The following is a 22728-nucleotide window of genomic DNA, read 5'->3' as shown; positions in this document are numbered from 1 at the left end:
GCAGGCGCGGTAGTGTGCGCTTTAAAGCAGAGGCCGCCTGAATTCAAGCTGTCGTCCCGGGTGGATCCAACGCCGTGCGGCTATCCCGCATCATTCACTCCACGCGGAATGGTTGGGGACTCGCGGCGTTGCTCTTGGGGTCGATCATGATTTTTGCGTGCGCCTCGGGATCGCCGAGCGCATCGAATGCTGCCGCCACGCCGGGTAAACCGACCGTCCCGGTGATCAGCGGCGCGGCGTTGACCTTGCCGTCGGCCAGCATGTGCAACGTGTCGCGGAACTCTAACGGTGTGTAGCCGAGGACGAACCGCAGGTTGATCTCTTTGTTGATCGCCATCGCCGGCCGGATGTGGTCTGAGCCCATGCAGACGCCGACCACGACGACGCGCGAGAACAGCGGTGCGCTGGCGATGATGCCATCGATAATTCCCGGAACGCCAACACATTCGAAGATGACTGGACGCTTTGGCGTTGCGGCGCCAGCTGCTTCGGCAGCCCGCCAAAGGTGCCACCACGGCAGCCGCAGCCGCTGCAGTCTTTCGACCGTGCCGACTGCGAGGTCGAACGCGTCGAGGATGCTTTGCAGGTGTCTGTTTCCCTGTCCAAGGCCGGCGGCTACCGCATACGGTGAGTCCTGTACGGGATCGACTACGGAATCAGCGCCACAGGCGGTTGCGAGGGCACGACGGCCGGGTGAAAAGTCGCTTGCGATCACCGTGTGTACCCCGCGCGACTTCAGCATGCAGATCACCGCGAGGCCGATCGGACCGCACCCGATCACGATCGCGACGTCGCCCTTGCCCACCTCGCCGCGCCGGACGGCGTGCCATCCGACGGCCATGGGCTCGGTCAGCGCGGCTATCTCGGGCGCCAGCCCGTTCGGGACAGGAAACGTCAGCGACTGCTCGACGACGAGCCGCTCGGCGTAGGCGCCCGGCGCCATTGTCGAAAGCCCGATCCCGTGCACCTCTTTGTTGCCACGCCGCAGCAGCGGCATGGCGACGACCGGGGTGCCGCGCCTAGGGGTCCTGCGGGTGCCGGGACCGTAATCGACCACCTCGCCACAGAACTCGTGTCCGAACACCACCTGCTGATTCGATCGCATGAAGGCGTGGTAGCCAGATTCGGCCATCACGTCGGCCAGTTCATCACAGTGCAAGCGGGCATGCAGGTCCGATCCGCAGATACCGCACCGCAGCACATCGAGCAACAGTTGACCCTTGGCCGGCGCCGGGGACGGCCGGTCGACTACCTCGAGCTTTGCGTTGGTGCAGGTCACCGCCTTCATCGCGTAGGTCCTCTCGATCCGACAGCAAGCGGCCTGAACGTGCGCCGTGGCGGGGCTGTCACCATGGACTACGTGGCCACCGCTATTGTGGTGACGCTGGTCATCCTCCTGGGCGTCGGCATCGTCGTCAACGAACTGCTCCGGCTGAAGCAGTGGTTGAAGAATTCGCGCCCCGACGCGGAACCGGCGGAACCTCCCGACGGCAGTTAGCTGCCCAGGCCGCGCAGGGCCGTGACGGTGTCGGCCACGGTGTCGCGCGGATCGCGGTAGGTGATGCCTAGTTCTTTTTCGCTCGGCGAATCGTCGGACTCCGGCATCTGTGTGTAGTACTGCATACCTGCCGCGGTGAACGGAGTATTGAAAGGCAGATAGGGCCCGGCTTGATCCAGCACCGATCCCGCGACACGCAGCGCGGAATCGGGCACCGGGACGGCCAGCATCGTGGTGCCGGCGACCCGCCCAGAATTTTCGCGAGCTCGGGCACCGGAATCCGATGACCTCCCGCAGTGTAGCGGCGCGGCCCACGCCCGGATTCCAACAACGCCGCGTGCAGTGCCGCCACATCTCGGACGTCGACGATCAACCACGCCGCGCCGCGCCCGGGAATGACATGCATCCACAATGCGGACCGGACACCCTCCCCGGCTTCACCGAATTGATCGCCCACCGGCGGGCCGAGGACCATGCCAGGATAAGTGATGTTCACCGGTGCGCCGGCGTCCTGAAGACCGCGCGCATAGATTTCGATCTGCGCTTTGGATTGTCCGTATCCATCCGTCCCACCGGCAACCGGCAGATCAGCGCTCAGCGTCGCCAAGTTGGGACGAAACAGCGCCGTGAAGCTCGACACATGCACGATCGGATCCATTCCGAGCTCGACGGCTTGACCGAGAACATTTTGGGCGCCCGCCATGTTCGTACTCAGCATCCGCGAAGTCTCACGCGGGTCGGTTGCCACCAGCGCGGCGCTGTGCACGACGGCGTCGCATCCGTTCAACGCCTCCCGTACCGAATCGCGGTCGGATATGTCTGCAACCGCAAAGTCCGACACGTCGACGCCCAGTTTCGCGACAGACGTCTTCAGCCGTGCGGGATTTCGCACCAGGAACCGGACGGAGTGGCCCGCGTCAGCGATGGCTTTGGCAGTCCACCCGCCCACAAATCCCGTACCGCCGGTGACCAGAACGCGCATGGTGGCATTCTGCATTGGATCACCGCCCAGCTCTCGCTGGGGTGGCAGCGCAGTTCTGGCTACAGGCGGCTGGCGGCGAAATTCGCGCCCTGGCCTACCATGCCGTTCACCGCGTACAGGCCATGCGCGACCGGGCTGTTGCCGTCGCCACAAATCGAGTCGCCATCGGCACACAACTGAAGCGTTTTCGGCTGGTACAGGGGACCGATGGCTATCGGCGGCGCGCCGTACTGGCCCAGGAATTGAGCCGACGGTGCGCCGAACAGAGTGACCGCGGCGACGTGGTTTGCTACCTCCGGGGCCATCGGTGCCGGTACCGCCTGCACGGGTACAGCCGGCGGTACCACAGCCGAGGTGACATAACCGGCCACGGCCGCACCTTGGGAGTATCCACCGAGCACTTGCCTGGTCTGGGGACAGCTCATCGCCATTGACTGGATATGAGAGCCCGCGTCGCGAATTCCGTCGATGACCGTCTTAGGGAAGTCGCTGCTGGCAAAGTCGTTACTGGCGGGGTAGTTAACGGCGTAGACCCCGAGTGACTTGGCGCCAACCTGGGAAACGCAGTGCGTCGACGAACAGTCCTCCGACGCTGCCAATACCAGGTGGCTCCCCGGTGCCACGGGCAAACACCACCTCGACGTCGGGACACGGTTCGGCGGAGACCATCGGAACGTGCGCACTCAGTAGCCCAGGAGTGGTCACTGCCGCTGCTGTGCCCGCCACCACCGCAAGCCGGCGAGCCCATCTGATGACATCCATTTTGCAACCCAACCTTCGCAAGCCCGATCTCGATGCTAGTTGGAGATCGGGGAGGCTTCTCGTCTTCTGACGGGAAAGCGCTAGCCGGCGACAGTGAATCCGACAACGTGACACGCCGACATTGCGTCGCAGGGTTCACAGCCGCCGCTACAGCACCTGACCGCGGCTATTCGTCGACCTTGGCGACCTGGACACCGCTGCGAGTGCGCCGGCGTCGATGTGAGGTTTTGCCGGTGGGGCGGCGATTCCGTAACCCGCCCCGGGGCTCCTCGGCGGTGGCGGTCTCTGCTGCCGGAGCTTCCCGGGTCGCCGACTCGGGTTCACCTCCCGGGCTTTCTATGCTTTCCGGGGGAGCTTCGACGGCCTCCTCGTCCTCCTGCGCCGCCAGCTCCGTGTTCTCGGCTTCTTCGGCGGCTTCCGGCTCAGCCTCGTCGCCCTTGGCCGTCTTCTTGCGGCGAAGGCGTCGCTGCTTGGGTTTCTTCGGCTTGAGCGGCTTCGGCGGTGGCGGCGGCAGCTCGGCGACAAACGACAGGTAGAACCCGAAGAACCCGAGCACCGCGATCGCGGCGGCAGCTCCGTAGATCCCGAACAACCACTGCCCGGCGGCATCCAGGCTGAGCCAGACCTCGCTAATCGCGGTGCCGACGATCAGCGCGCCGGCCAGCACGTGAGCCATGATCGACCAGATTCGCATTGACAGCGCCAGCTGCGGGGTGCCCAGCTCCGGCTTGCGGGTGCGCAGCAAAGTGAATACCACCGGCAGTGCGGCCAGACCGACCAACGCGCCCGTGGCAATCCGGAGCCCAGTCCCCAGCGAGTGTCCGGTGTCACCCATCAGCTCAGGCCAACGGGGCAATACGAAATAGAAGTAGAGGACGCCGGCGCCAATCGAAAACGACGCGTGCCACAGCACGGCGACCTTGCGCCCCATACCCCTCCTTAGGCTGGTGAACCGAGCCGGTGAGAAGCCGACCAGCCCACATTGTTCCCGTCCGCGTTCCCGTCCGCGTTCCCGTCCGCGCTGCGGACCACCTGGCGGAGGATGCGGGATTTGAACCCGCGAGGGCTGTTAACCCAACCCGCGTTCCAGGCGAGCGCCATAGGCCACTAGGCGAATCCTCCGCAGCATATGGTAGCCCGCTGAGTCCGTCCCGGGCGTTCCAGCCCAGGTATTAGACTCACGGTGGACCCCGCGCGGCGTCTATCCTGTGAACTCCCCCAGGGCTGGAAGGCAGCAAGGGTCAACGGGCTCTGTCGGGTGCGCGGGGTCCCCTTCAGCCGGGGCACTGACTGGACCTCGGTATACCCACGGTTTTCGACTCGGCGAAAGGGCCCACGGTGTCGTTCGACTCTCTTAGCCCCCAAGAGCTAGCGGCACTACACGCACGCCATCAGCAGGATTATGCGGCGCTTCAGGGCATGAAGCTGGCTCTGGATCTCACCCGCGGCAAACCATCCGCAGAGCAGCTCGACCTGTCGAACCAGCTGCTGAGCTTGCCCGGAGACGACTACCGCGACCCGGAGGGCACCGACACCCGCAACTATGGTGGCCAGCACGGCCTGCCGGGCCTGCGGGCTATCTTCGCCGAACTGCTCGGCATCGCAGTGCCCAACCTGATCGCGGGCAACAACTCCAGCCTGGAATTGATGCACGACATCGTCGCCTTCTCCATGTTGTATGGCGGCGTGGACTCGCCGCGGCCTTGGATTCAGGAGCAGGACGGCATCAAATTCCTGTGCCCGGTCCCCGGCTATGACCGGCACTTTGCCATCACCGAGACCATGGGCATCGAGATGATCCCGATACCCATGCTGCAGGATGGGCCCGACGTCGATCTGATCGAAGAACTGGTTGCCGTCGACCCAGCCATCAAGGGGATGTGGACGGTACCGGTCTTCGGCAACCCTTCGGGCGTCACCTATTCCTGGGAAACGGTTCGCCGACTCGTCCAGATGCGGACGGCGGCACCTGACTTCCGCTTGTTCTGGGACAACGCGTATGCGGTGCATACCCTGACGCTGGATTTCCCGCGCCAGGTCGACGTGCTCGGGCTGGCCGCCAAGGCCGGCAACCCCAACCGCCCCTACGTCTTCGCGTCCACCTCGAAGATCACCTTCGCCGGCGGCGGTGTCAGCTTCTTCGGTGGATCGTTAGGCAACATCGCCTGGTATCTGCAGTACGCCGGGAAGAAGTCGATCGGCCCGGACAAGGTCAACCAGCTGCGGCATCTACGCTTCTTCGGCGACGCCGATGGGGTACGTCTACACATGTTGCGTCACCAGCAGATACTGGCGCCGAAATTCGCGTTGGTGGCCGAAGTTCTGGATCAGCGGCTAAGCGAGTCCAAGATCGCCTCCTGGACCGAGCCCAAGGGTGGCTACTTCATCAGCCTCGACGTGTTGCCCGGGACCGCGCGCCGGACCGTAGCCTTGGCTAAGGACGTTGGTATCGCGGTGACCGAGGCGGGGGCGTCGTTCCCGTATCGAAAGGATCCGGACGACAAGAACATCCGGATCGCGCCGTCGTTTCCGTCGGTACCGGACCTGCGCAACGCGGTTGACGGGTTGGCGACCTGCGCGCTGCTGGCGGCGACCGAGACATTGCTTAACCAGGGACTAGCCTCCTCGGCGCCGAACGTGCGCTGAGAGCGGGAACCCGCGCGCCGAAATCACGCCGAACGTTCACATTCGACGCTGCGAACACACTCGTCGCCTAGGGTCGGTAGCCTGCTGACGTGGCTCTCTACCGCAAGTACCGACCGGCAAGCTTCGCGGAGGTGGTGGGGCAGGAGCACGTCACCGCGCCGCTGTCGGTGGCGCTGGATGCCGGCCGGATCAACCACGCGTACCTGTTCTCTGGGCCGCGTGGCTGCGGAAAGACGTCGTCAGCGCGTATCCTGGCGCGGTCGTTGAACTGTGCGCAGGGCCCTACCGCCAACCCGTGCGGGGTCTGCGAATCCTGCGTTTCGTTGGCGCCCAACGCCCCCGGCAGCATCGACGTGGTAGAGCTGGATGCCGCCAGCCACGGCGGCGTGGACGACACCCGCGAGCTGCGGGACCGCGCGTTCTATGCGCCGGTCCAGTCACGGTACCGGGTATTTATCGTCGACGAGGCGCACATGGTGACCACCGCGGGATTCAACGCGCTGCTCAAGATCGTGGAGGAACCGCCCGAACACCTGATCTTCATATTCGCCACCACCGAACCGGAGAAGGTACTGCCGACGATTCGGTCGCGCACTCATCACTACCCGTTCCGGCTGCTGCCGCCGCGCACTATGCGGGCGTTGCTCGCGCGGATCTGCGAGCAGGAGGGCGTCGTCGTCGACGATGCGGTGTACCCGTTGGTGATCCGGGCCGGCGGAGGTTCCCCACGGGATACGCTCTCGGTGCTGGACCAATTGCTGGCTGGGGCCGCGGACACCCACGTGACCTACACCCGGGCGCTGGGGCTGCTGGGTGTCACCGACGTCGCCCTGATCGACGACGCGGTCGACGCACTGGCCGCTTGCGATGCGGCCGCATTGTTCGGGGCGATCGAATCGGTGATCGATGGCGGACATGACCCTCGGCGTTTCGCTACCGATCTGCTGGAGCGATTCCGCGACCTGATTGTGCTGCAATCGGTTCCCGACGCGGCATCTCGCGGGGTGGTGGATGCGCCCGAAGACGCGCTGGATCGGATGCGCGAGCAAGCCGCCCGGATCGGGCGGGCGACCCTGACCCGATATGCCGAGGTGGTGCAGGCCGGGCTAGGCGAGATGCGCGGTGCGACCGCGCCGCGTCTGCTGCTGGAAGTGGTTTGCGCGCGACTGCTGCTGCCCTCGGCGAGCGACGCCGAATCGGCACTGTTGCAGCGGGTCGAACGGATCGAGACCCGGTTGGACATGTCGATCCCGGCGCCGCAAGCCGTACCACGCCCGTCGGCTGCGGCTGCCGAGCCGAAACACCAGCCCGCGCGTGAACCGAGACCGGTGCTGGCCCCCACACCGGCCTCGAGCGAACCCACCGTGGCCGCGGTTCGGTCCATGTGGCCGACGGTGCGCGACAAGGTGCGCCTGCGCAGCCGTACCACCGAGGTGATGCTGGCGGGTGCCACCGTCCGTGCGCTAGAGGACAACACGCTGGTGCTGACCCACGAATCGGCGCCGCTGGCGCGGCGGCTGTCCGAACAGCGCAACGCCGATGTCCTCGCCGAGGCGCTTAAAGACGCGCTGGGAGTCAACTGGCGGGTGCGGTGTGAGACCGGTGAACCGGCTGCGGCGGCATCACCCGTCGGCGGGGGAGCGAACGTGGCGACCGCCAAGGCCGTAAACCCTGCCCCCACAGCGAATTCCACTCAGCGCGACGAAGAGGAGCACATGCTCGCCGAAGCCGGCCGTGGCGACCCGTCGCCGCGTCGCGACCCGGAAGAGGTTGCACTCGAGCTGCTGCAGAACGAGCTGGGCGCGCGCCGGATAGACAACGCCTAGGGCTGCCACCAGGGCCGCAGTGGCAAGCTGTCGTCGCCCCGGGGGTCCACCTTGGTCGCCAATACGTGATGTAGCTGCAGGTTGTTTCGTTCGAAGGCCACCCGCGAAGCCGCCATGTACAGGCCCCACACCTTGGCGGTCGGCAGACCGACCTCGGCGACCGCGTCGTCCCAGTGTTCGACGAGGTTGCCGCACCAGTCGCGCAGCGTCATCGCGTAGTGATGGCGGAAGTTCTCCTCGTGCAGCACTTCCAAGCCGACCTGCTGGATCTCGGTGGTAATACGTCCCGAGCCCGTCAGCTCCCCGTCGGGGAAAACGTAACGGTCGGTGAACCCGCCGGCAAAGGACGTCGACCTGTTGTCGTGGCGGGTGATGCAGTGATTGAGCAGCAAGCCGCCGGTGCGCAACTTCGACTTGAGAAACCCGAAGTAGAACGGGTAATTCTTGACGCCGATGTGCTCGGTTAGCCCGATCGAAGAAACGGCGTCGAAACCGGTCTCGGCTACGTCGCGGTAGTCGGAATGCCGCACCTGCGCGAGGTCGCTCAATCCCTCGTCCTCGACTGCTTTCTGGCCCCACTTGGCCTGCTCGGCCGAGAGCGTGGCGCCGATCACCCGGACACCGCGTCGGGCGGCGTAGCGCACCATGCCGCCCCAGCCGCAGCCGACGTCGAGTAGCCGGTCACCCGGCTCTAGCCGTAGCTTTTCGAAAATGAGTCGGTATTTGTTCTCTTGGGCCTGCTCCAGCGAAGCCTCAGCGTTCGGAAACACCGCGCACGTGTAGGTCATCGATGGCCCGAGCACCCACTCGTAGAAGTTGTTGGAGACGTCGTAGTGGTGATGGATAGCCTCGGCGTCACGGGTCTTGCTGTGCAGCAAGCCATTAGCCATTCGACGCCACCGGGGTCGCGCCTCCTGGGGTGGCGGCGCGATGGGCAGTATGTGCTCAACGCCGATCGAGCGCACCACATTAGCCAGCACCCGCGCCGACGGCCGTTTGAAGTCGACCCTTTCGGTCAGCGTTTTGAGCAGTTCGTACGGATCGCCGGGATGTACTCCGTGTGCCTGTAGGTCACCCGACACATAAGCGCGGGCCAGGCCGAGTTCGCCGGGAGCGGTAGCTAAGTAGGTGGCGCCGCGGGGCGTCCGAAGATCCAGGCCCAGTGTGGCGTCGTCTTGTCCCGCGGTGCTGCCGTCATACGCGGTGAACTTCAGCGGGTGTTGCCCGGTCGCGGTGAAGATCTCCAGGATCTCGGCCATGCTGAGTCTGCCCGTTGTCATCGTCGTTGCACCGCCTTTGCGTAAAGATCGAGGAGACGCGAATCGGGATCGTAGGCTTTCTTCACAGTGTTGTAAGTCTCGCCGCCGTAGAGCTCGTCGAACTCCTCGCGGGTATAGAAGGAGTCGGAGTAGAGCGACTTGTGCCCGTCGAGCGCACTCACCTTGTTCTCGATCTTGCGGTTGGTGGCGCCCTCGGTGGCGCCAACCGGCACCGACGACCAGAACCCGATGTTGACATAGCTACGGTCAGGCCGGATCGGGTACAGCGGCCAGCCGGCGTGATCGCGTAGCCGCAACGGGCACAACCAGATTGGCGAAATGGGCACGTTTTCCCCGAACCACTCCAGAAACTCGCAGGTCCGTTCGATCGGCACTTCGATATCCTGCACCACCCGTTCACGCGCGGGACGACCCCTGCTGTTCTCGAACCGGTCGGCGATCCCGAAGCGCTGATCGAGCGCCATCAACCTCCAGTAGACACTGCTACGCCGGTAGCGCCGCGGCCACCAGCGGCGCAGCCGCGGGTTTTGGGCACCAAACGATCGTGAGCACCAGAACCAATCGGTGTCCCAGCGCCAGAAGTAATCGTGGATGGTCAACCGGTCTTCCTTGATCCCCGCCTCGTGTTGGATCGACCGGTAGTAGATGTCTTGTCCGGTGTAGTCGCTGACCGGGCCCGGTACGCTCGTCTGCATGCCGATGCACAGGTAGCTTTCGTCAGCGCTGAAAACCACCCCGTCGAGATAGTCCACCGATTCGCCGTCCAGTCCGCCGGTGTCGATGATGCGCTCCATTGCGGCCACCATCGCCGTCAACGAGCTAAATCGGATGTGCCGCAGCGCGACAAACGGCCGGACCGGCTCCAGCTGGATTCGAAGCCGGGTTGAATAGCCCAGTGTCCCATACGAGTTAGGGAATGCACGGTACAAGTCGGAGTGCTGTCCGGGCGAGACGGTGAGAAGTTCTCCTGCGCCGGTGAGGATATCCATCTCCAGCACCGACTCGTGGGGCAGGCCGTTGCGGAACGACGCCGACTCGATACCCAAGCCGGTGACCGCTCCGCCCAATGTGATCGTCCTCAGCTGCGGAACCACCAATGGTGACAGACCGTAGTGCAGTGTCGCGGCGATTAGGTCCTCGTATGTGCACATGCCGGCCACGTCGGCGGTGCGGGCCTCGGGATCGATACCGATGACACCGGTCAGTCCCGATGCGTCCAGGCCGCGTGCATCGTGTTTGACGCGGGCGCGGAACAGATTTGAGGTGGGCTTGGCAAGCCGGATGGATGCAGTCGCGGGGATGGATCGATAGCTCGCCAGCAACCGCTCGACGCCGCAGGCGTAAGCCGACTGTGCAGATCCAGGGACAGGCACCGTATATACCCTAGTCCTCGACAACTGCCCCTGCATCCGGGTGCGGGCGGTGCAGCAATCACAAACGAAGGAGTCCGGCCCTGATGGGACAGGTGAGCGCAGCCAGCACGATCTTGATCAATGCTGAGCCCACGGCCACACTCGACGCGCTGGCCGACTATGAGACCGTCCGTCCTAAAATCCTGTCCCCGCACTACAGCGAGTACCAGGTGCTCGAGGGCGGCAAGGGGCGGGGCACAGTCGCCAAGTGGCGGCTGCAGGCGACGCAGTCGCGTGTTCGCGATGTGCAGGTGAACGTGGACGTTGCCGGGCACACCGTCATCGAGAAGGACATGAATTCGTCCATGGTCACCAACTGGACGGTCGCTCCCGCCGGACCCGGTTCCAGCGTCACGGTGAAGACCACCTGGACCGGCGCGGGCGGGGTCAAGGGTTTCTTCGAGAAGACCTTTGCGCCGCTAGGGCTGAAGAAGATCCAGGCCGAGGTGCTGTCCAACCTCAAGACCGAACTCGAGGGTGACGCCTGACGACGATGCGGGCGCGGTGGGGGTGCCGCCTGTGTGCGGGGCTAACGCGCCTGGCCCTGGGTGGCCAGGAAGCCGGCGACGCCGCGAACCAGGGCGTTGGCGTATTTTTGCCTGCCCTCGGCGGACTCCATCAGCGCCGAGTCCGCGGGGTTCTTCATGTTGCCCAACTCGACCAGGATCGACGGATATTGGGCTAGGTTCAGGCCGGCCAAGTCCGAACGTCCGTACAGGCCGTCCTGGCCGATGTAGTTCGCCTTCGGAATGCCCGAGGCCTGCAGCTGGTCGCGCATGATTCGAGCGAACTGAACCGAGGGACCGGCCTGTATCGCGTTGAGCGGCGGGGCCGAGTAGTTGACGTGGAATCCGCGGCCAGACGCCGGTCCGCCGTCGGCGTGCAGGCTCACGATCGCGTTGGGGCGCAACGCGTTGGCCATATTGGCGCGCTCATCGACACACGGTCCGAGCGCGTTGTCGTTGCCACGTGACAGGGCGGTCCGAACCCCCAATGCGTTCAACGCGGCCCGCAGCCGCAGCCCGGTTTCCCAGGTGAAGGTGTGCTCCGGGTAGCCGCTGTTGGTTGACGTTCCGCTGGCCTGGCAGTTCTTGGTGCCGCCGCGACCGGTGGGTACCTGGCGGCCGATCGATGCGTCGTTGGCTCCGTTGTGTCCGGGGTCGATGAAGACGACCATGCCGGCGATGTTGGCGGGGGTTGCGCTCGCGGACGAGATGATCGGCGTCGCTGCTGCGACGAGTACCCCGACTATCATGGCGAACCCGACACGCGGGCCAACTCGTAGGTCCACGGCGCAAAGGTAACGCGGCGCGGTCTAGGCTGAATGTTCCGAATCGCCCGACAACCACAGGCGAAACCAACTCGAGACCAAGATGCTAGGGGACTGTCATGCAACCCGGAGGCGACATGTCGGCGCTGCTCGCTCAGGCGCAGCAGATGCAGCAAAAGCTCCTGGAGGCCCAGCAACAGCTGGCGAACTCTGAGGTGCACGGTCAAGCCGGTGGGGGCCTGGTCAAGGTCGTCGTCAAAGGCAGCGGGGAGGTGATCGGCGTGACGATCGACCCCAAGGTCGTCGATCCCGACGACATCGAGACCTTGCAGGACCTGATCGTCGGTGCGATGCGCGACGCGTCCCAGCAGGTGACGAAGATGGCGCAGGAACGGCTGGGTGCATTGGCCGGCGCGATGCGCCCGCCGGCACCACCGGCTGCGCCGCCGGGAGCGCCAGGTATGCCGGGTATGCCGGGTATGCCGGGTGCGCCGGGCGCACCACCTGTACCAGGGATCTGACCTGCACCGACATGTTTGAGGGACCCGTCCAGGACCTGATTGACGAACTCGGCAAGTTGCCGGGGATCGGACCCAAGAGTGCGCAGCGAATCGCCTTCCACCTGTTGTCGGTAGAACCGTCGGACATCGACCGGCTGACCGGTGTGCTGGCGAAGGTTCGGGACGGCGTGCGATTCTGCGCGGTGTGTGGGAATGTCTCTGACAACGAGCGTTGCAGAATCTGCTCTGATATCCGTCGCGATGCGTCCGTGGTGTGCATTGTCGAGGAACCCAAAGACATCCAGGCCGTCGAGCGCACCCGCGAGTTCCGGGGTCGCTATCACGTCCTGGGCGGGGCGCTTGACCCGCTGTCCGGAATTGGGCCGGATCAGCTGCGGATCCGCGAACTGCTGAGCCGCATCGGGGAACGGGTCGACGACGTCGACGTCACCGAGGTCATCATCGCCACCGACCCCAACACCGAGGGCGAGGCGACGGCCACCTACCTGGTGCGAATGCTGCGCGACATCCCCGGCCTGACCGTCACACGGATCGCGTCCGGGCTGCCGATGGGCGGTGACCTGGAATTCGCCGACGAGCTCACCCTGGGCCGAGCGCTCGCCGGCCGCCGCGTGCTCGCCTGATTCGCCGACATCCGACTTTCGCCGAGATCAACGTTCTGCAGGCCGCTACTCGCACCTTGCCTGCAAAATGTTGATCTCACGGATGTCGGTGCGGAGTGCCAGCATGTCCGTCATGGGTGACGTCTTCATCGGCAGCGAGGCCATCACCGCTGGTCGCCTGACCAGGCACGAGCTGCAACGTTGGTATCAGCCGATGTTCCGCGGTGTGTACGTCTCGAGGCGCTCAGTGCCCACACTTTGGGATCGCACGGTTGGCGCCTGGCTAGCCACGAGGCGCCATGGCGTCATAGCTGGTAATGCGGCCTCTGCGCTGCATGGTGCTCAGTGGGTGGACGTCGACGTGGCCATCGAGCTGATTTCTCCCACTACCCGCCCGCAGCACGGTCTTGTCATACGTCGTGAGACCTTGTGCGACGACGAGATCACCAGGGTGGTGGGCCTGCCGGTCACCACACTGGCGCGGACGGCATACGACCTCGGCCGCCATCTGTCCCGCGGCGAAGCCGTGGCTCGTCTCGATGCCCTCATGCGTGCCACCCCGTTTTCCCGCGACGACGTGCTTCTATTGGCCAAGCGTCACGCGGGCGCCCGAGGTGTCCGCCGGTTGCGTGACGTGCTGCCCCTTGTTGATGGCGGCGCCGCGTCGCCCAAGGAGACCTGGCTGCGGCTGTTGTTGATCGACGCCGGCCTGCCAGTCCCCACGACGCAAATTCCGGTGGTCCACCGCTGGCGCAACGTTGGCGTGCTCGACATGGGCTGGGAGAAATACATGGTGGCCGCCGAGTACGACGGTGATCAGCATCGCAGCGACCGCGGTCGCTACGTGAAAGACCAGCGGCGGCTCCGCAAGCTGGCCGAGTTGGGCTGGATCGTCATTCGCGTGATCGCCGAGGACAACCCCGACGACGTGGTGAACCGCGTGCGTGCCGCTCTGCTGGCCAGGGGATGGCGGCCCTAACGCCCCACCTAACGCGCGGATAGCCGTTCGCGGCGCAGCAGGTCCACCTCGGGCAAATCCAGCGGCGCCAGCTCACCAACCACCTTGCTCAGCAGCAGGTCGGCAAGCTCCGGGTTGCGGGCCAGGCACGGCCCGTGCATGTAGGTCGCGACCACGCTGCCCGCAACCGCGCCATCAAAACCGTCGCCGGCCCGGTTGCCGGCTCCCTTGACCACCGCGCCCAAGGGCGACGTTCCGGGCCCGAGGACGGTGCCGCCGCGGTGGTTCTCAAAACCGGTCAAGGGTTGGGTCAAACCGGCCAGCAACGGCTTGCTGACCAACTCGCCGATGGTGCGCGCATCCTGCGGTGACGTGGTCACATCCAGCAACCCCACGCCGTCGACCCGGTCTCCCGACGACGTCTCGTACCAGTGCCCAAGCACCTGGATGGCCGCGCAGATCGCCAATACTGGAGCACCCCGGCCCGCCGCGCGTTGCAGGCCCGGATATCGACGTAGGTGCCGGGTGGCCAGCCGCTGCGCGTAGTCCTCCGCTCCGCCCAGCGTGTAGAGGTCCAGCGAATCCGGCACTGGATCGGCCAGCGTGATCTCGACGATCTCGGCGGCGATGCCGCGCAGCAGCAGCCGCTGTCGTAGCACCACGGCGTTGCCGCCGTCGCCGTAGGTGCCCATCACGTCGGGCAGCACGAGCCCGATCCGCACCACAGAATCAGCCACGACGCGCCAATGCTCGTTGCAGCTGCAGGAACGCGGTGTAGTTGGCGACGACCTCCACCCGCCCGGGTGGGCATGAGGCGATGGCGGCCACGGTGTCGTGCACCAGGGTGTGCTCGACGCCTGCATATCCGAGGCGAACCGCCAAATCGGTGCCGCGCTCCCCAGCGGCTACCACTCGGGTCTTCTCGAAGTGCTCGAAGCGCACGTCCCACAACCAGGACAGGTCCTCGCCGTCAGGAACCCGCCCGTTGACCGCGATGACCACCCCGTCTGCATGCTTGTCGACCATCGCCAGCGCTTCCTGCCAGCCGGCCGGGTTTTTGGCCAGCAGGATCCGGGCTTGGTGCGCGCCGATACGAACGGTCCGGTAGCGTCCGGCGACCTCGTCGACCTGGCAGACGGCGGCGACGGCCACAGCCGGATCGGCGCCGAGGGCGACTGCGGCGGCCACGGCTTGGGCGGCGTTGCCGCGATTCACCGAGCCTGGCAGTGCCAGCCGCATCGGCAGCGCCAGCCCGTCGGGCCCATACAGCGTGGCGTCGTCGAACCACCAGTGCGGGGCGGGCCGCTTGAAGTCGGCGCCGGTGGAGTACCAGTGGTCTTCCTGAGAGGGGGCCTTGCGAACGATGACCTCGCCGCTGCGCGGGCAGCTGACCGAATCGTTTGACCACGCGCCGCCGGCAGCCACCCAAACGACGTTGGGGCTGTCGTAGGCGGCCGAGGTCATCAGCACGTCGTCGCAGTTGGCGACCACGACAGCGTCGGGGTGCCGGGCCAGCCCGGCCCGCAGTGTGCGTTCGATGACGTTGATCTCGCCGACCCGGTCCAGCTGGTCTCGGGAGAGGTTGAGCAAGACGACGACGGCGGGATCGACGGCATCGGAGATGTGCGGTACGTGCATCTCGTCGACTTCCAGCACCGCCAGCTCGGCGTCGCGGTGAGCGGCGAGCGCGGCCACCAGGCCGGCGTCCATGTTGGCGCCCTCGGCGTTGGTGGCCACGGCTCCCAACGTGCCCAGCGCGGCCGCGGTCATCCGTGTGGTGGTCGACTTGCCGTTGGTGCCGGTGACGACGACGGTGCGCCGGCCCATCCCGAGTTGGCGCAGGATCGAGCGGTCCAGGGTCATGGCGACCAGACCGCCGATCATCGCTCCGGCGCCGCGACCGGTGACCCGCGACGCCCAGCGTGCGCCCGCGCCGGCGGCTAGGGCCAGGCGTGCCCGGGTGGTTACCACCCGGGCAGTTTACGGGCGATCGCAAGCTCGGCGCTTGTCGCCGGGTGCGGCGGGTCGCCCGCGTTGGATTCAGGGCGATCGCAAGCTCGGCGCTTGTCGCCGGGTGCGGCGGGTCGCCCGCGTTGGATTCAGGGCGATCGCAAGCTCGGCGCTTGTCGCCGGGTGCGGCGGGTCGCCCGCGTCCGGGTTTTACGGGCCGACACGATGCGTAGCGACCAGGTGATGTCGCTCGGACGTGTCATCCTCGTCTTGTGAGCCACACCTGGGGACGGCCAGCCAGCCACCAGGATCGGGGTTGGGCCGTCATCGACGTCGAGACCTCGGGCTTTCGGCCGGGCCAGGCCCGGATCATCAGCCTTGCGGTGCTCGGCCTGGACGCCGCCGGCCGACTAGAGCAATCCGTGGTCAGCCTGCTAAATCCCAAGGTGGACCCGGGCCCCACCCACGTGCACGGCCTGACCGCCGCCATGCTCGATGGCCAGCCACAGTTCGCCGATATCGCCGGTGAGGTTGTCGACGTGCTGCGCGGGCGCACTCTGGTCGCGCACAATGTCGCGTTCGACTATGCGTTTCTCGCTGCGGAGGCCGAGATCGCCGAGGCCGAACTCCCGGTTGACTTCGTCATGTGCACGGTCGAGCTGGCCCGCCGGCTGCAGCTTGGCGTCGACAATCTGCGGCTGGAGACACTTGCCGCGCATTGGGGTGTGCCCCAGCAACGGCCGCACGATGCATTCGACGACGTCCGGGTATTGACCGGGATACTGGCAGCTGCCCTAGAGAGTGCGCGCGAACTCGACGTCTGGCTGCCGGTGCACCCGGTGACACGGCGCCGGTGGCCCAACGGCCGGGTGACTCACGACGAGCTGCGACCGCTGAAGGCCGTGGCAGCCCGGATGGCCTGCCCCTACCTCAACCCGGGCCGGTATGTCCAGGGCCGCCCGCTGGTCCAGGGCATGCGGGTGGGGCTGGCGGCCGAGGTAAAACGGACCCACGAGGAACTCGTCGAACGGATTCTGCACGCCGGGCTGGCCTACAGCGACGTCGTAGACCGGGATACCTCACTGGTGGTCTGCAACGCGACCGCCCCCGAACACGGCAAGGGCTATCACGCCCTGCAGCTGGGGGTTCCGGTGATGCCTGAAGCGCGATTCATGGAGTGCATCGGTGCCGTCGTCGGGGGCGCCAGCGTGGAGGACTTCACCGACGTCGCTCCCGTCGAAAAGCAGTTAGCGTTGTTCTGAAACGGCGAGCGGAACGTCACTGCGAAAAATCATGCCGCGGACCCCGACCCTAGTTCAGCGCCGTCCTAGCGTGCCGCCCGGTTGACCGCCGACACCACGGCGCGCAGCGACGCGGTGGTGATTGACGGTGCGATACCGACACCCCACACCGTCTTACTCGTCACGGGGTCCGATGCGTGCCGACCCGCTTCGCCCGGCTGCGCCGGGCTCGCGATCGTCACGGGGTCCGATGCGTGCCGACCCGCTTCGCCCGGCTGCGCCGGGCTCGCGATCGTCACGGAGGCCTCCACATACGCGGCGGCCTGAGCGTCGTCGCCGGCGCTCATCGCGTGCTCGTAGTAGTCCAGCACGGCCACGTCAAACCCGACATCGGCCAGCGCATGGACGAACGCGGCCAACGGACCGTTACCGGACCCGCTGATCTCGGTCTCCACGCCGTTGATCTTGACGGTCGCCGTGATGCTGGTCGTGCCGCCGTCGTCGTCGGCAGCGTCCACATGTTGCCTTATCCGCTCCAAAGGCCGCACCGGGGCCAGATACTCCTCGGCGAACGCATCCCACATCTCCTTGGGCGAGACCTCGCCACCCTCGCCTGCTGTACCCTCTGCGATCTTCTGGATTACCTGGGAAAACTCGATCTGCAGCCGCCGCGGCAGGGAAAGGCCGTGGTCGGTCTTCATGATGTAGGCCACGCCGCCCTTGCCGGACTGCGAGTTGACCCGGATCACCGCCTCGTAGGTGCGCCCGACATCGCGCGGGTCGATGGGCAGATACGGCACCTGCCACAGCATGTCGTCGACGTCACAGTCGGCGGCATCCGCATCCAGCTTCATCGCGTCTAGGCCCTTGTTGATGGCGTCCTGGTGGCTACCGGAGAACGCGGTGTACACCAGGTCGCCGCCATAGGGGTGACGTTCGTGCACCGGCAGCTGGTTGCAGTACTCCACCGTGCGCCGGATCTCGTCAATATTGGAGAAGTCGATCTGCGGGTCCACACCTCGGGAGAACAGGTTGAGTCCCAGCGTGACCAGGCACACGTTGCCGGTGCGCTCGCCGTTGCCGAACAGGCAGCCCTCGATCCGATCAGCCCCGGCCGCGAAACCCAATTCCGCTGCGGCGACGGCGGTTCCGCGGTCATTGTGCGGGTGCAGGCTCAGGATGACCGACTCCCGGTTGGCTAGGTTGCGGCTCATCCACTCGATCGAGTCGGCGTAGACATTGGGCGTCGTCATCTCCACCGTGGCGGGCAGGTTGAAGATGATCGGGCGCTCCGGCGTCGGCGCAATGACCTCGCCGACGGCGTCGCACACCTGTTTGGCGTATTCCAGTTCGGTGCCGGTGTAGGACTCCGGGGAGTACTCGAATCGCCACTGCGTGCCCGGGTATTTGGCGGCCTGCTCGACGCACTTGCGCGCCCCATCTGTCGCGATGGCCTGCACCTCAGCCCGGTTGGCGCGAAAGACCACGCGGCGCTGCAGGATTGACGTCGAGTTGTAGAAGTGCACGATGGCCCGGGGTGCGCCCGAACACGCCTGGAAGGTGCGCTCGATCAGCTCGGGACGGCATTGGGTGAGCACCTGGATGGTGACGTCGTCGGGAATGGCGCCCTGCTCGATGATCTCTCTGACGAAGTCGAAGTCGGTCTGGCTGGCCGAGGGGAACCCCACCTCAATCTCCTTGTAGCCCATCCGGACCAGCAGGTCGAACATGCGGCGCTTGCGGGCCGGGCTCATCGGGTCGATCAGCGCCTGGTTGCCATCGCGTAAGTCGACCGCGCACCACAGCGGCGCACGATCGATGACGCGATCAGGCCACGTGCGGTTTCTCAGCCGGATGGGCTCGACCTCCTCGGCGAACGGCCGGTAGCGGTTGACCGGCATCGACGAGGCTCGCTGCGGATTCCACGAGGGCTGACCGACGCGAGGTGGGCCGGCGGGTTTCACGATGGTGTGGGCCCCAAACGACTCGGTATAGGCGTCGGGCGATTCAGAAGTTGTCACGGTAGTTGCTCCGGGATGGTGAGAAGGAACCTCAGACCGGCGCATCGCGAACGTCCCGCGACGGGAAGCCGGTCTGGATCAGACCCCGTCGCGGCGTCCGAGGAGGAGCACCCGCTGCACATGAAGCACTTTACACGTTGACTCTGCGTCCACCGTGTGGGCTACTCGCACATTCCCGTGGTGGACGCAGAGTCAGCGCAGGCCGGCGCGCCCCCTATTCTGGACCTGTCTCCAATCTTCCCCGGAAAGGGAAACAGTGGCGCTCGTCGTGCAGAAGTACGGCGGATCCTCGGTGGCCGACGCCGAACGGATTCGCCGCGTCGCCGAACGCATCGTCGCCACCAAGAAGCAAGGCAATGACGTCGTCGTCGTCGTCTCTGCCATGGGGGATACCACCGACGACCTGCTGGATCTGGCTCAGCAGGTGTGCCCGGCGCCGCCGCCTCGGGAGCTGGACATGCTGCTTACCGCCGGTGAACGCATCTCGAATGCGTTGGTGGCCATGGCCATCGAGTCGCTCGGCGCGCATGCCCGGTCGTTCACCGGTTCGCAGGCCGGGGTGATCACCACCGGCACCCACGGCAACGCCAAGATCATCGACGTCACGCCGGGGCGGCTGCAAACCGCCCTTGAGGAGGGGCGGGTCGTTTTGGTGGCCGGATTCCAAGGGGTCAGCCAGGACACCAAGGATGTCACGACGTTGGGCCGCGGCGGCTCGGACACCACCGCCGTCGCCATGGCCGCCGCGCTGGGTGCCGATGTCTGTGAGATCTACACCGACGTGGACGGCATCTTCAGCGCCGACCCGCGCATCGTGCGCAACGCCCGAAAGCTCGACACCGTGACCTTCGAGGAAATGCTCGAGATGGCGGCCTGCGGCGCCAAGGTGCTGATGCTGCGCTGCGTGGAATACGCTCGCCGCCATAATATTCCGGTGCACGTCCGGTCGTCGTACTCGGACAGACCGGGCACCGTCGTTGTCGGATCGATCAAGGACGTACCCATGGAAGACCCCATCCTGACCGGAGTCGCGCACGACCGCAGCGAGGCCAAGGTGACCATCGTCGGGCTGCCCGACATCCCCGGGTATGCGGCCAAGGTGTTTAGGGCGGTGGCCGACGCCGACGTCAACATCGACATGGTGCTGCAGAACGTCTCCAAGGTCGAGGACGGCAAGACCGACATCACCTTCACCTGCTCCCGCGACGTCGGGCCCGCCGCCGTGGAAAAACTGGACTCGCTCAGAAACGAGATCGGCTTCTCACAGCTGCTGTACGACGACCACATCGGCAAGGTATCGCTGATCGGTGCCGGCATGCGCAGCCACCCCGGGGTCACCGCGACGTTCTGTGAGGCGCTGGCGGCGGTGGGGGTCAACATCGAGCTGATCTCCACCTCGGAGATCAGGATCTCGGTGTTGTGCCGCGACACCGAACTGGACAAGGCCGTGGTCGCGCTGCATGAAGCGTTCGGGCTCGGCGGCGACGAGGAGGCCACGGTGTACGCGGGGACGGGACGGTAGATGGGCCTGTCAATAGGGATCGTGGGGGCCACCGGTCAGGTGGGTCAGGTCATGCGCACGTTGCTCGACGAGCGGGATTTCCCGGCGAGCGCGGTGCGGTTCTTCGCGTCGGCCCGATCGCAGGGCCGCAAGCTGGCCTTCCGCGGCCAGGAGATCGAAGTGGAAGACGCCGAGACGGCCGACCCGAGCGGGCTGGATATCGCGTTGTTCTCCGCCGGCTCGGCCATGTCGAAGGTGCAGGCGCCCCGCTTTGCGGCGGCCGGAGTCACGGTGATCGACAACTCGTCGGCGTGGCGTAAGGACCCCGACGTGCCGTTGGTGGTGTCCGAGGTGAACTTTGAACGCGACGCGCACCGCCGGCCTAAGGGCATCATCGCCAACCCGAACTGCACCACCATGGCCGCGATGCCGGTGCTCAAGGTGCTGCACGACGAAGCCCGACTGGTGCGGTTGGTGGTCTCGTCGTATCAGGCGGTGTCCGGTAGCGGCCTGGCCGGGGTGGCCGAGCTGGCCGAGCAGGCGCGTGCGGTCATCGGTGGGGCCGAGCAGCTGGTGTATGACGGCGGCGCGCTCGAGTTCCCGCCGCCGAACACCTACGTCGCCCCGATCGCGTTCAACGTGGTGCCGCTGGCCGGATCCCTGGTGGACGACGGCTCCGGCGAGACAGACGAGGATCAAAAGTTGCGCTTCGAGAGCCGCAAGATCCTTGGCATCCCCGACCTGTTGGTCAGCGGCACCTGTGTGCGGGTTCCGGTGTTCACCGGACACTCTTTGTCGATCAACGCCGAGTTCGCGCAGCCGCTCTCGCCGGAGCGGGCGCGCGAGCTGCTCGACGGTGCTACGGGCGTGCAGCTGGTCGACGTGCCGACGCCGCTGGCCGCCGCCGGTGTCGACGAATCTCTGGTCGGCCGGATCCGGCGCGACCCGGGGGTGCCCGACGGGCGTGGTCTGGCGCTGTTCGTGTCGGGGGATAACCTGCGCAAGGGGGCGGCGCTGAACACCATCCAGATCGCCGAGCTGCTGACCGCCGACTTGTGATATGCGGGTGTGCTCCGCCTGGGTCGTGCGGTGCTCGCTGGTAGTGTCTTTCCTTGTCCCGCAATGTGTTTGGTATGCACGCGCCGATCCGCCGGCGCCGGCGCCCCGGCCCATCCTGCCGCCGCTGGCGCCCGGTCAAGTGCTGCGAATCGGTCCGACGGCCGGTACCGGAACCCCCACCGGGGACTACGGCATCGGTGCCACCGACCTGTGCGAGTTCGTGGAATTCCCCAGTCAACTGCTGCAGGTGTGCGGGGACAGCTTCGCCGGTCAGGGTGTCGGGTTCGGTGGCTGGTATGCGCCGGTCGCGCTGCACGTCGACACCGAGTCGATCGACGATCCGGCCGGGGTGCGCTACACCGGTGTCACCGGCGTCGGCACGCCGCTGCTGGCCGATCCCACGCCGCCTGGAGACTCACAGCTGCCCGCCGGTGTGGTGCAGATCAACCGCCGCAACTACCTGATGGTGACCACCACCAAGGACCTGCAGCCGCAGAATTCCCGCCTGGTGCGGGCCGAGGCGGCGCGCGGCGGCTGGCAGACCGTGTCGGGGTCCAGGCGCAACGCCGCCTACCAGGACGGCCGGCAGACACAGATCAGCGGATACTACGACCCGGTTCCCACGCCCGATTCGCCAACTGGGTGGGTCTACATCGTGGCCGACAGCTTCACCCGTGGGGAGCCGGCGGTGCTGTATCGGGCCACCCCGGAATCGTTCACCGACCGGTCCCGCTGGCAGGGCTGGGCGGGCGGCCCCGACGGCGGTTGGAACAAGCCGCCGACTCCGCTCTGGCCCGACCAGCTCGGCGAGATGAGCATCCGTCAGATCGACGGCCAGACGGTGCTGTCGTATTTCAACGCCAGCACCGGCAACATGGAGGTTCGGGTGGCACACCACCCGACGTCGCTGGGCGCCGCCCCGGTGACCACGGTGGTGCGCCACGACGAGTGGCCGGAGCCGGCGGAAAGCCTGCCACCGCCCTACGACAATCGACTCGCACAACCGTATGGCGGCTACATCTCGCCCGGGTCCACCATCGACGAACTGCGGATCTTCGTCAGCCAGTGGGACACTCGGGCCCGGCAGAATGGGCCGTACCGGGTGATTCAGTTCGCGGTCAACCCGTTCAAGCCCTGGTCAGACCCGTAGCTCTGGTGCTCTGACACCGAGACGCAGCCATGGTGGTGTCCCGGGCCGA

19 protein-coding genes, 1 tRNA gene and 1 other RNA gene are annotated in these 22728 nt (G+C 66.1%); 11 read left to right on the top strand and 10 right to left on the bottom strand.

The features are described 5' to 3' along the window. Positions 1 to 94: 94 nt before the first annotated feature. The 4 genes from Rv3726 to serV all read right to left on the bottom strand — a co-directional run bounded on the left by Rv3726 (position 95) and on the right by serV (position 4364). Complete coding sequence (locus Rv3726; protein ID NP_218243.1) at positions 95 to 1288, bottom strand: dehydrogenase; 1194 nt, start codon at positions 1286 to 1288, stop codon at positions 95 to 97. 277 nt (positions 1289 to 1565) lie between these two features. Continuing rightward, complete coding sequence (locus Rv3725; RefSeq protein NP_218242.1) at positions 1566 to 2495, bottom strand: oxidoreductase; 930 nt, start codon at positions 2493 to 2495, stop codon at positions 1566 to 1568. Between the two features lie 913 nt (positions 2496 to 3408). After that, positions 3409 to 4173 carry a transmembrane protein gene (locus Rv3723; RefSeq protein ID NP_218240.1) on the bottom strand — a complete coding sequence of 255 codons (765 nt, stop codon included), beginning with the start codon at positions 4171 to 4173 and terminating at the stop codon, positions 3409 to 3411. 105 nt (positions 4174 to 4278) lie between these two features. Continuing rightward, positions 4279 to 4364 (bottom strand) — tRNA-Ser (gene serV, locus Rvnt41). A 63-nt stretch (positions 4365 to 4427) separates the two neighbouring features. On the opposite strand from serV, the gene C8 reads away from it, so the two are divergent. The 3 genes from C8 to dnaZX all read left to right on the top strand — a co-directional run bounded on the left by C8 (position 4428) and on the right by dnaZX (position 7714). Further along, positions 4428 to 4555: non-coding RNA, Possible 4.5S RNA in signal recognition particle (small cytoplasmic RNA) (SC-RNA) (gene C8 / locus RVnc0006), on the top strand. Between the two features lie 25 nt (positions 4556 to 4580). Continuing rightward, positions 4581 to 5888: a hypothetical protein gene (locus tag Rv3722c; protein ID NP_218239.2), complete on the top strand. Its 1308-nt coding sequence runs from the start codon at positions 4581 to 4583 to the stop codon at positions 5886 to 5888. Between the two features lie 89 nt (positions 5889 to 5977). Continuing rightward, positions 5978 to 7714 (top strand): DNA polymerase III subunit gamma/tau, encoded by a 1737-nt coding sequence (gene dnaZX, locus Rv3721c; protein ID NP_218238.1) that lies wholly within the window; start codon positions 5978 to 5980, stop codon positions 7712 to 7714. Here dnaZX and Rv3720 read toward each other — a convergent pair. Together Rv3720 and Rv3719 are read right to left on the bottom strand one after the other, a co-directional pair. Beyond that, positions 7711 to 8973: a fatty acid synthase gene (locus Rv3720; protein ID NP_218237.3), complete on the bottom strand. Its 1263-nt coding sequence runs from the start codon at positions 8971 to 8973 to the stop codon at positions 7711 to 7713. The two genes, dnaZX and Rv3720, sit on opposite strands and share 4 nt — an antisense overlap. 17 nt (positions 8974 to 8990) lie before the next feature. Continuing rightward, positions 8991 to 10403, bottom strand: coding sequence for a hypothetical protein (locus Rv3719; protein ID NP_218236.1), 1413 nt, complete (start codon positions 10401 to 10403; stop codon positions 8991 to 8993). A 47-nt stretch (positions 10404 to 10450) separates the two neighbouring features. Between Rv3719 and Rv3718c the strand changes: the two genes are divergently transcribed. Next, entirely contained in the window at positions 10451 to 10894 is a 444-nt protein-coding gene (locus tag Rv3718c; protein ID NP_218235.1) for a hypothetical protein, read from the top strand. Between the two features lie 41 nt (positions 10895 to 10935). Here the strand turns inward: Rv3718c and Rv3717 are convergent, their stop codons facing one another. Then, entirely contained in the window at positions 10936 to 11661 is a 726-nt protein-coding gene (locus tag Rv3717; RefSeq protein ID NP_218234.1) for a hypothetical protein, read from the bottom strand. Between the two features lie 134 nt (positions 11662 to 11795). Between Rv3717 and Rv3716c the strand changes: the two genes are divergently transcribed. The 3 genes from Rv3716c (at position 11796) to Rv3714c (ending at position 13778) form a co-directional block, all read left to right on the top strand. Continuing rightward, the gene (locus Rv3716c) at positions 11796 to 12197 is read left to right on the top strand and encodes a hypothetical protein (protein NP_218233.1); all 402 of its coding nucleotides are present in this window, start codon (positions 11796 to 11798) and stop codon (positions 12195 to 12197) included. 11 nt (positions 12198 to 12208) lie between these two features. Then, positions 12209 to 12820: a recombination protein RecR gene (gene recR, locus Rv3715c; RefSeq protein ID NP_218232.1), complete on the top strand. Its 612-nt coding sequence runs from the start codon at positions 12209 to 12211 to the stop codon at positions 12818 to 12820. Between the two features lie 67 nt (positions 12821 to 12887). Further along, a complete protein-coding gene (locus Rv3714c; protein ID NP_218231.1) occupies positions 12888 to 13778 on the top strand; it encodes a hypothetical protein in 891 nt (296 codons plus the stop codon). A gap of 8 nt (positions 13779 to 13786) precedes the next feature. Here Rv3714c and cobQ2 read toward each other — a convergent pair whose 3' ends face one another. Both cobQ2 and Rv3712 read right to left on the bottom strand, forming a co-directional pair. Continuing rightward, positions 13787 to 14482, bottom strand: coding sequence for a cobyric acid synthase CobQ (gene cobQ2 / locus Rv3713; RefSeq protein NP_218230.1), 696 nt, complete (start codon positions 14480 to 14482; stop codon positions 13787 to 13789). Between the two features lie 4 nt (positions 14483 to 14486). Then, positions 14487 to 15728 carry a ligase gene (locus tag Rv3712; RefSeq protein NP_218229.1) on the bottom strand — a complete coding sequence of 414 codons (1242 nt, stop codon included), beginning with the start codon at positions 15726 to 15728 and terminating at the stop codon, positions 14487 to 14489. A 251-nt stretch (positions 15729 to 15979) separates the two neighbouring features. On the opposite strand from Rv3712, the gene dnaQ reads away from it, so the two are divergent. Next, the gene (gene dnaQ / locus Rv3711c; RefSeq protein NP_218228.1) at positions 15980 to 16969 is read left to right on the top strand and encodes a DNA polymerase III subunit epsilon; all 990 of its coding nucleotides are present in this window, start codon (positions 15980 to 15982) and stop codon (positions 16967 to 16969) included. A gap of 65 nt (positions 16970 to 17034) precedes the next feature. Here dnaQ and leuA read toward each other — a convergent pair whose 3' ends face one another. Further along, on the bottom strand, positions 17035 to 18969 hold the full coding sequence (leuA, locus tag Rv3710; RefSeq protein ID NP_218227.3) for a 2-isopropylmalate synthase: 1935 nt from the start codon (positions 18967 to 18969) through the stop codon (positions 17035 to 17037). 256 nt (positions 18970 to 19225) lie between these two features. Here leuA and ask point away from each other — a divergent pair, with 256 nt between their 5' ends. The 3 genes from ask to Rv3707c all read left to right on the top strand — a co-directional run bounded on the left by ask (position 19226) and on the right by Rv3707c (position 22679). Then, positions 19226 to 20491, top strand: a complete 1266-nt coding sequence (gene ask / locus Rv3709c; RefSeq protein NP_218226.1) for an aspartokinase — start codon at positions 19226 to 19228, stop codon at positions 20489 to 20491. Beyond that, a complete protein-coding gene (gene asd, locus Rv3708c; RefSeq protein NP_218225.1) occupies positions 20492 to 21529 on the top strand; it encodes an aspartate-semialdehyde dehydrogenase in 1038 nt (345 codons plus the stop codon). 139 nt (positions 21530 to 21668) lie between these two features. After that, the gene (locus tag Rv3707c) at positions 21669 to 22679 is read left to right on the top strand and encodes a hypothetical protein (RefSeq protein ID NP_218224.1); all 1011 of its coding nucleotides are present in this window, start codon (positions 21669 to 21671) and stop codon (positions 22677 to 22679) included. Positions 22680 to 22728: the final 49 nt, after the last annotated feature.

This window comes from Mycobacterium tuberculosis H37Rv, assembly GCF_000195955.2.
Classification (GTDB): Bacteria; Actinomycetota; Actinomycetes; order Mycobacteriales; family Mycobacteriaceae; genus Mycobacterium; species Mycobacterium tuberculosis.
The sequence above is the reverse complement of the archived record's forward strand: the minus strand, read 5'-3'. Positions and strand labels throughout refer to the sequence as shown.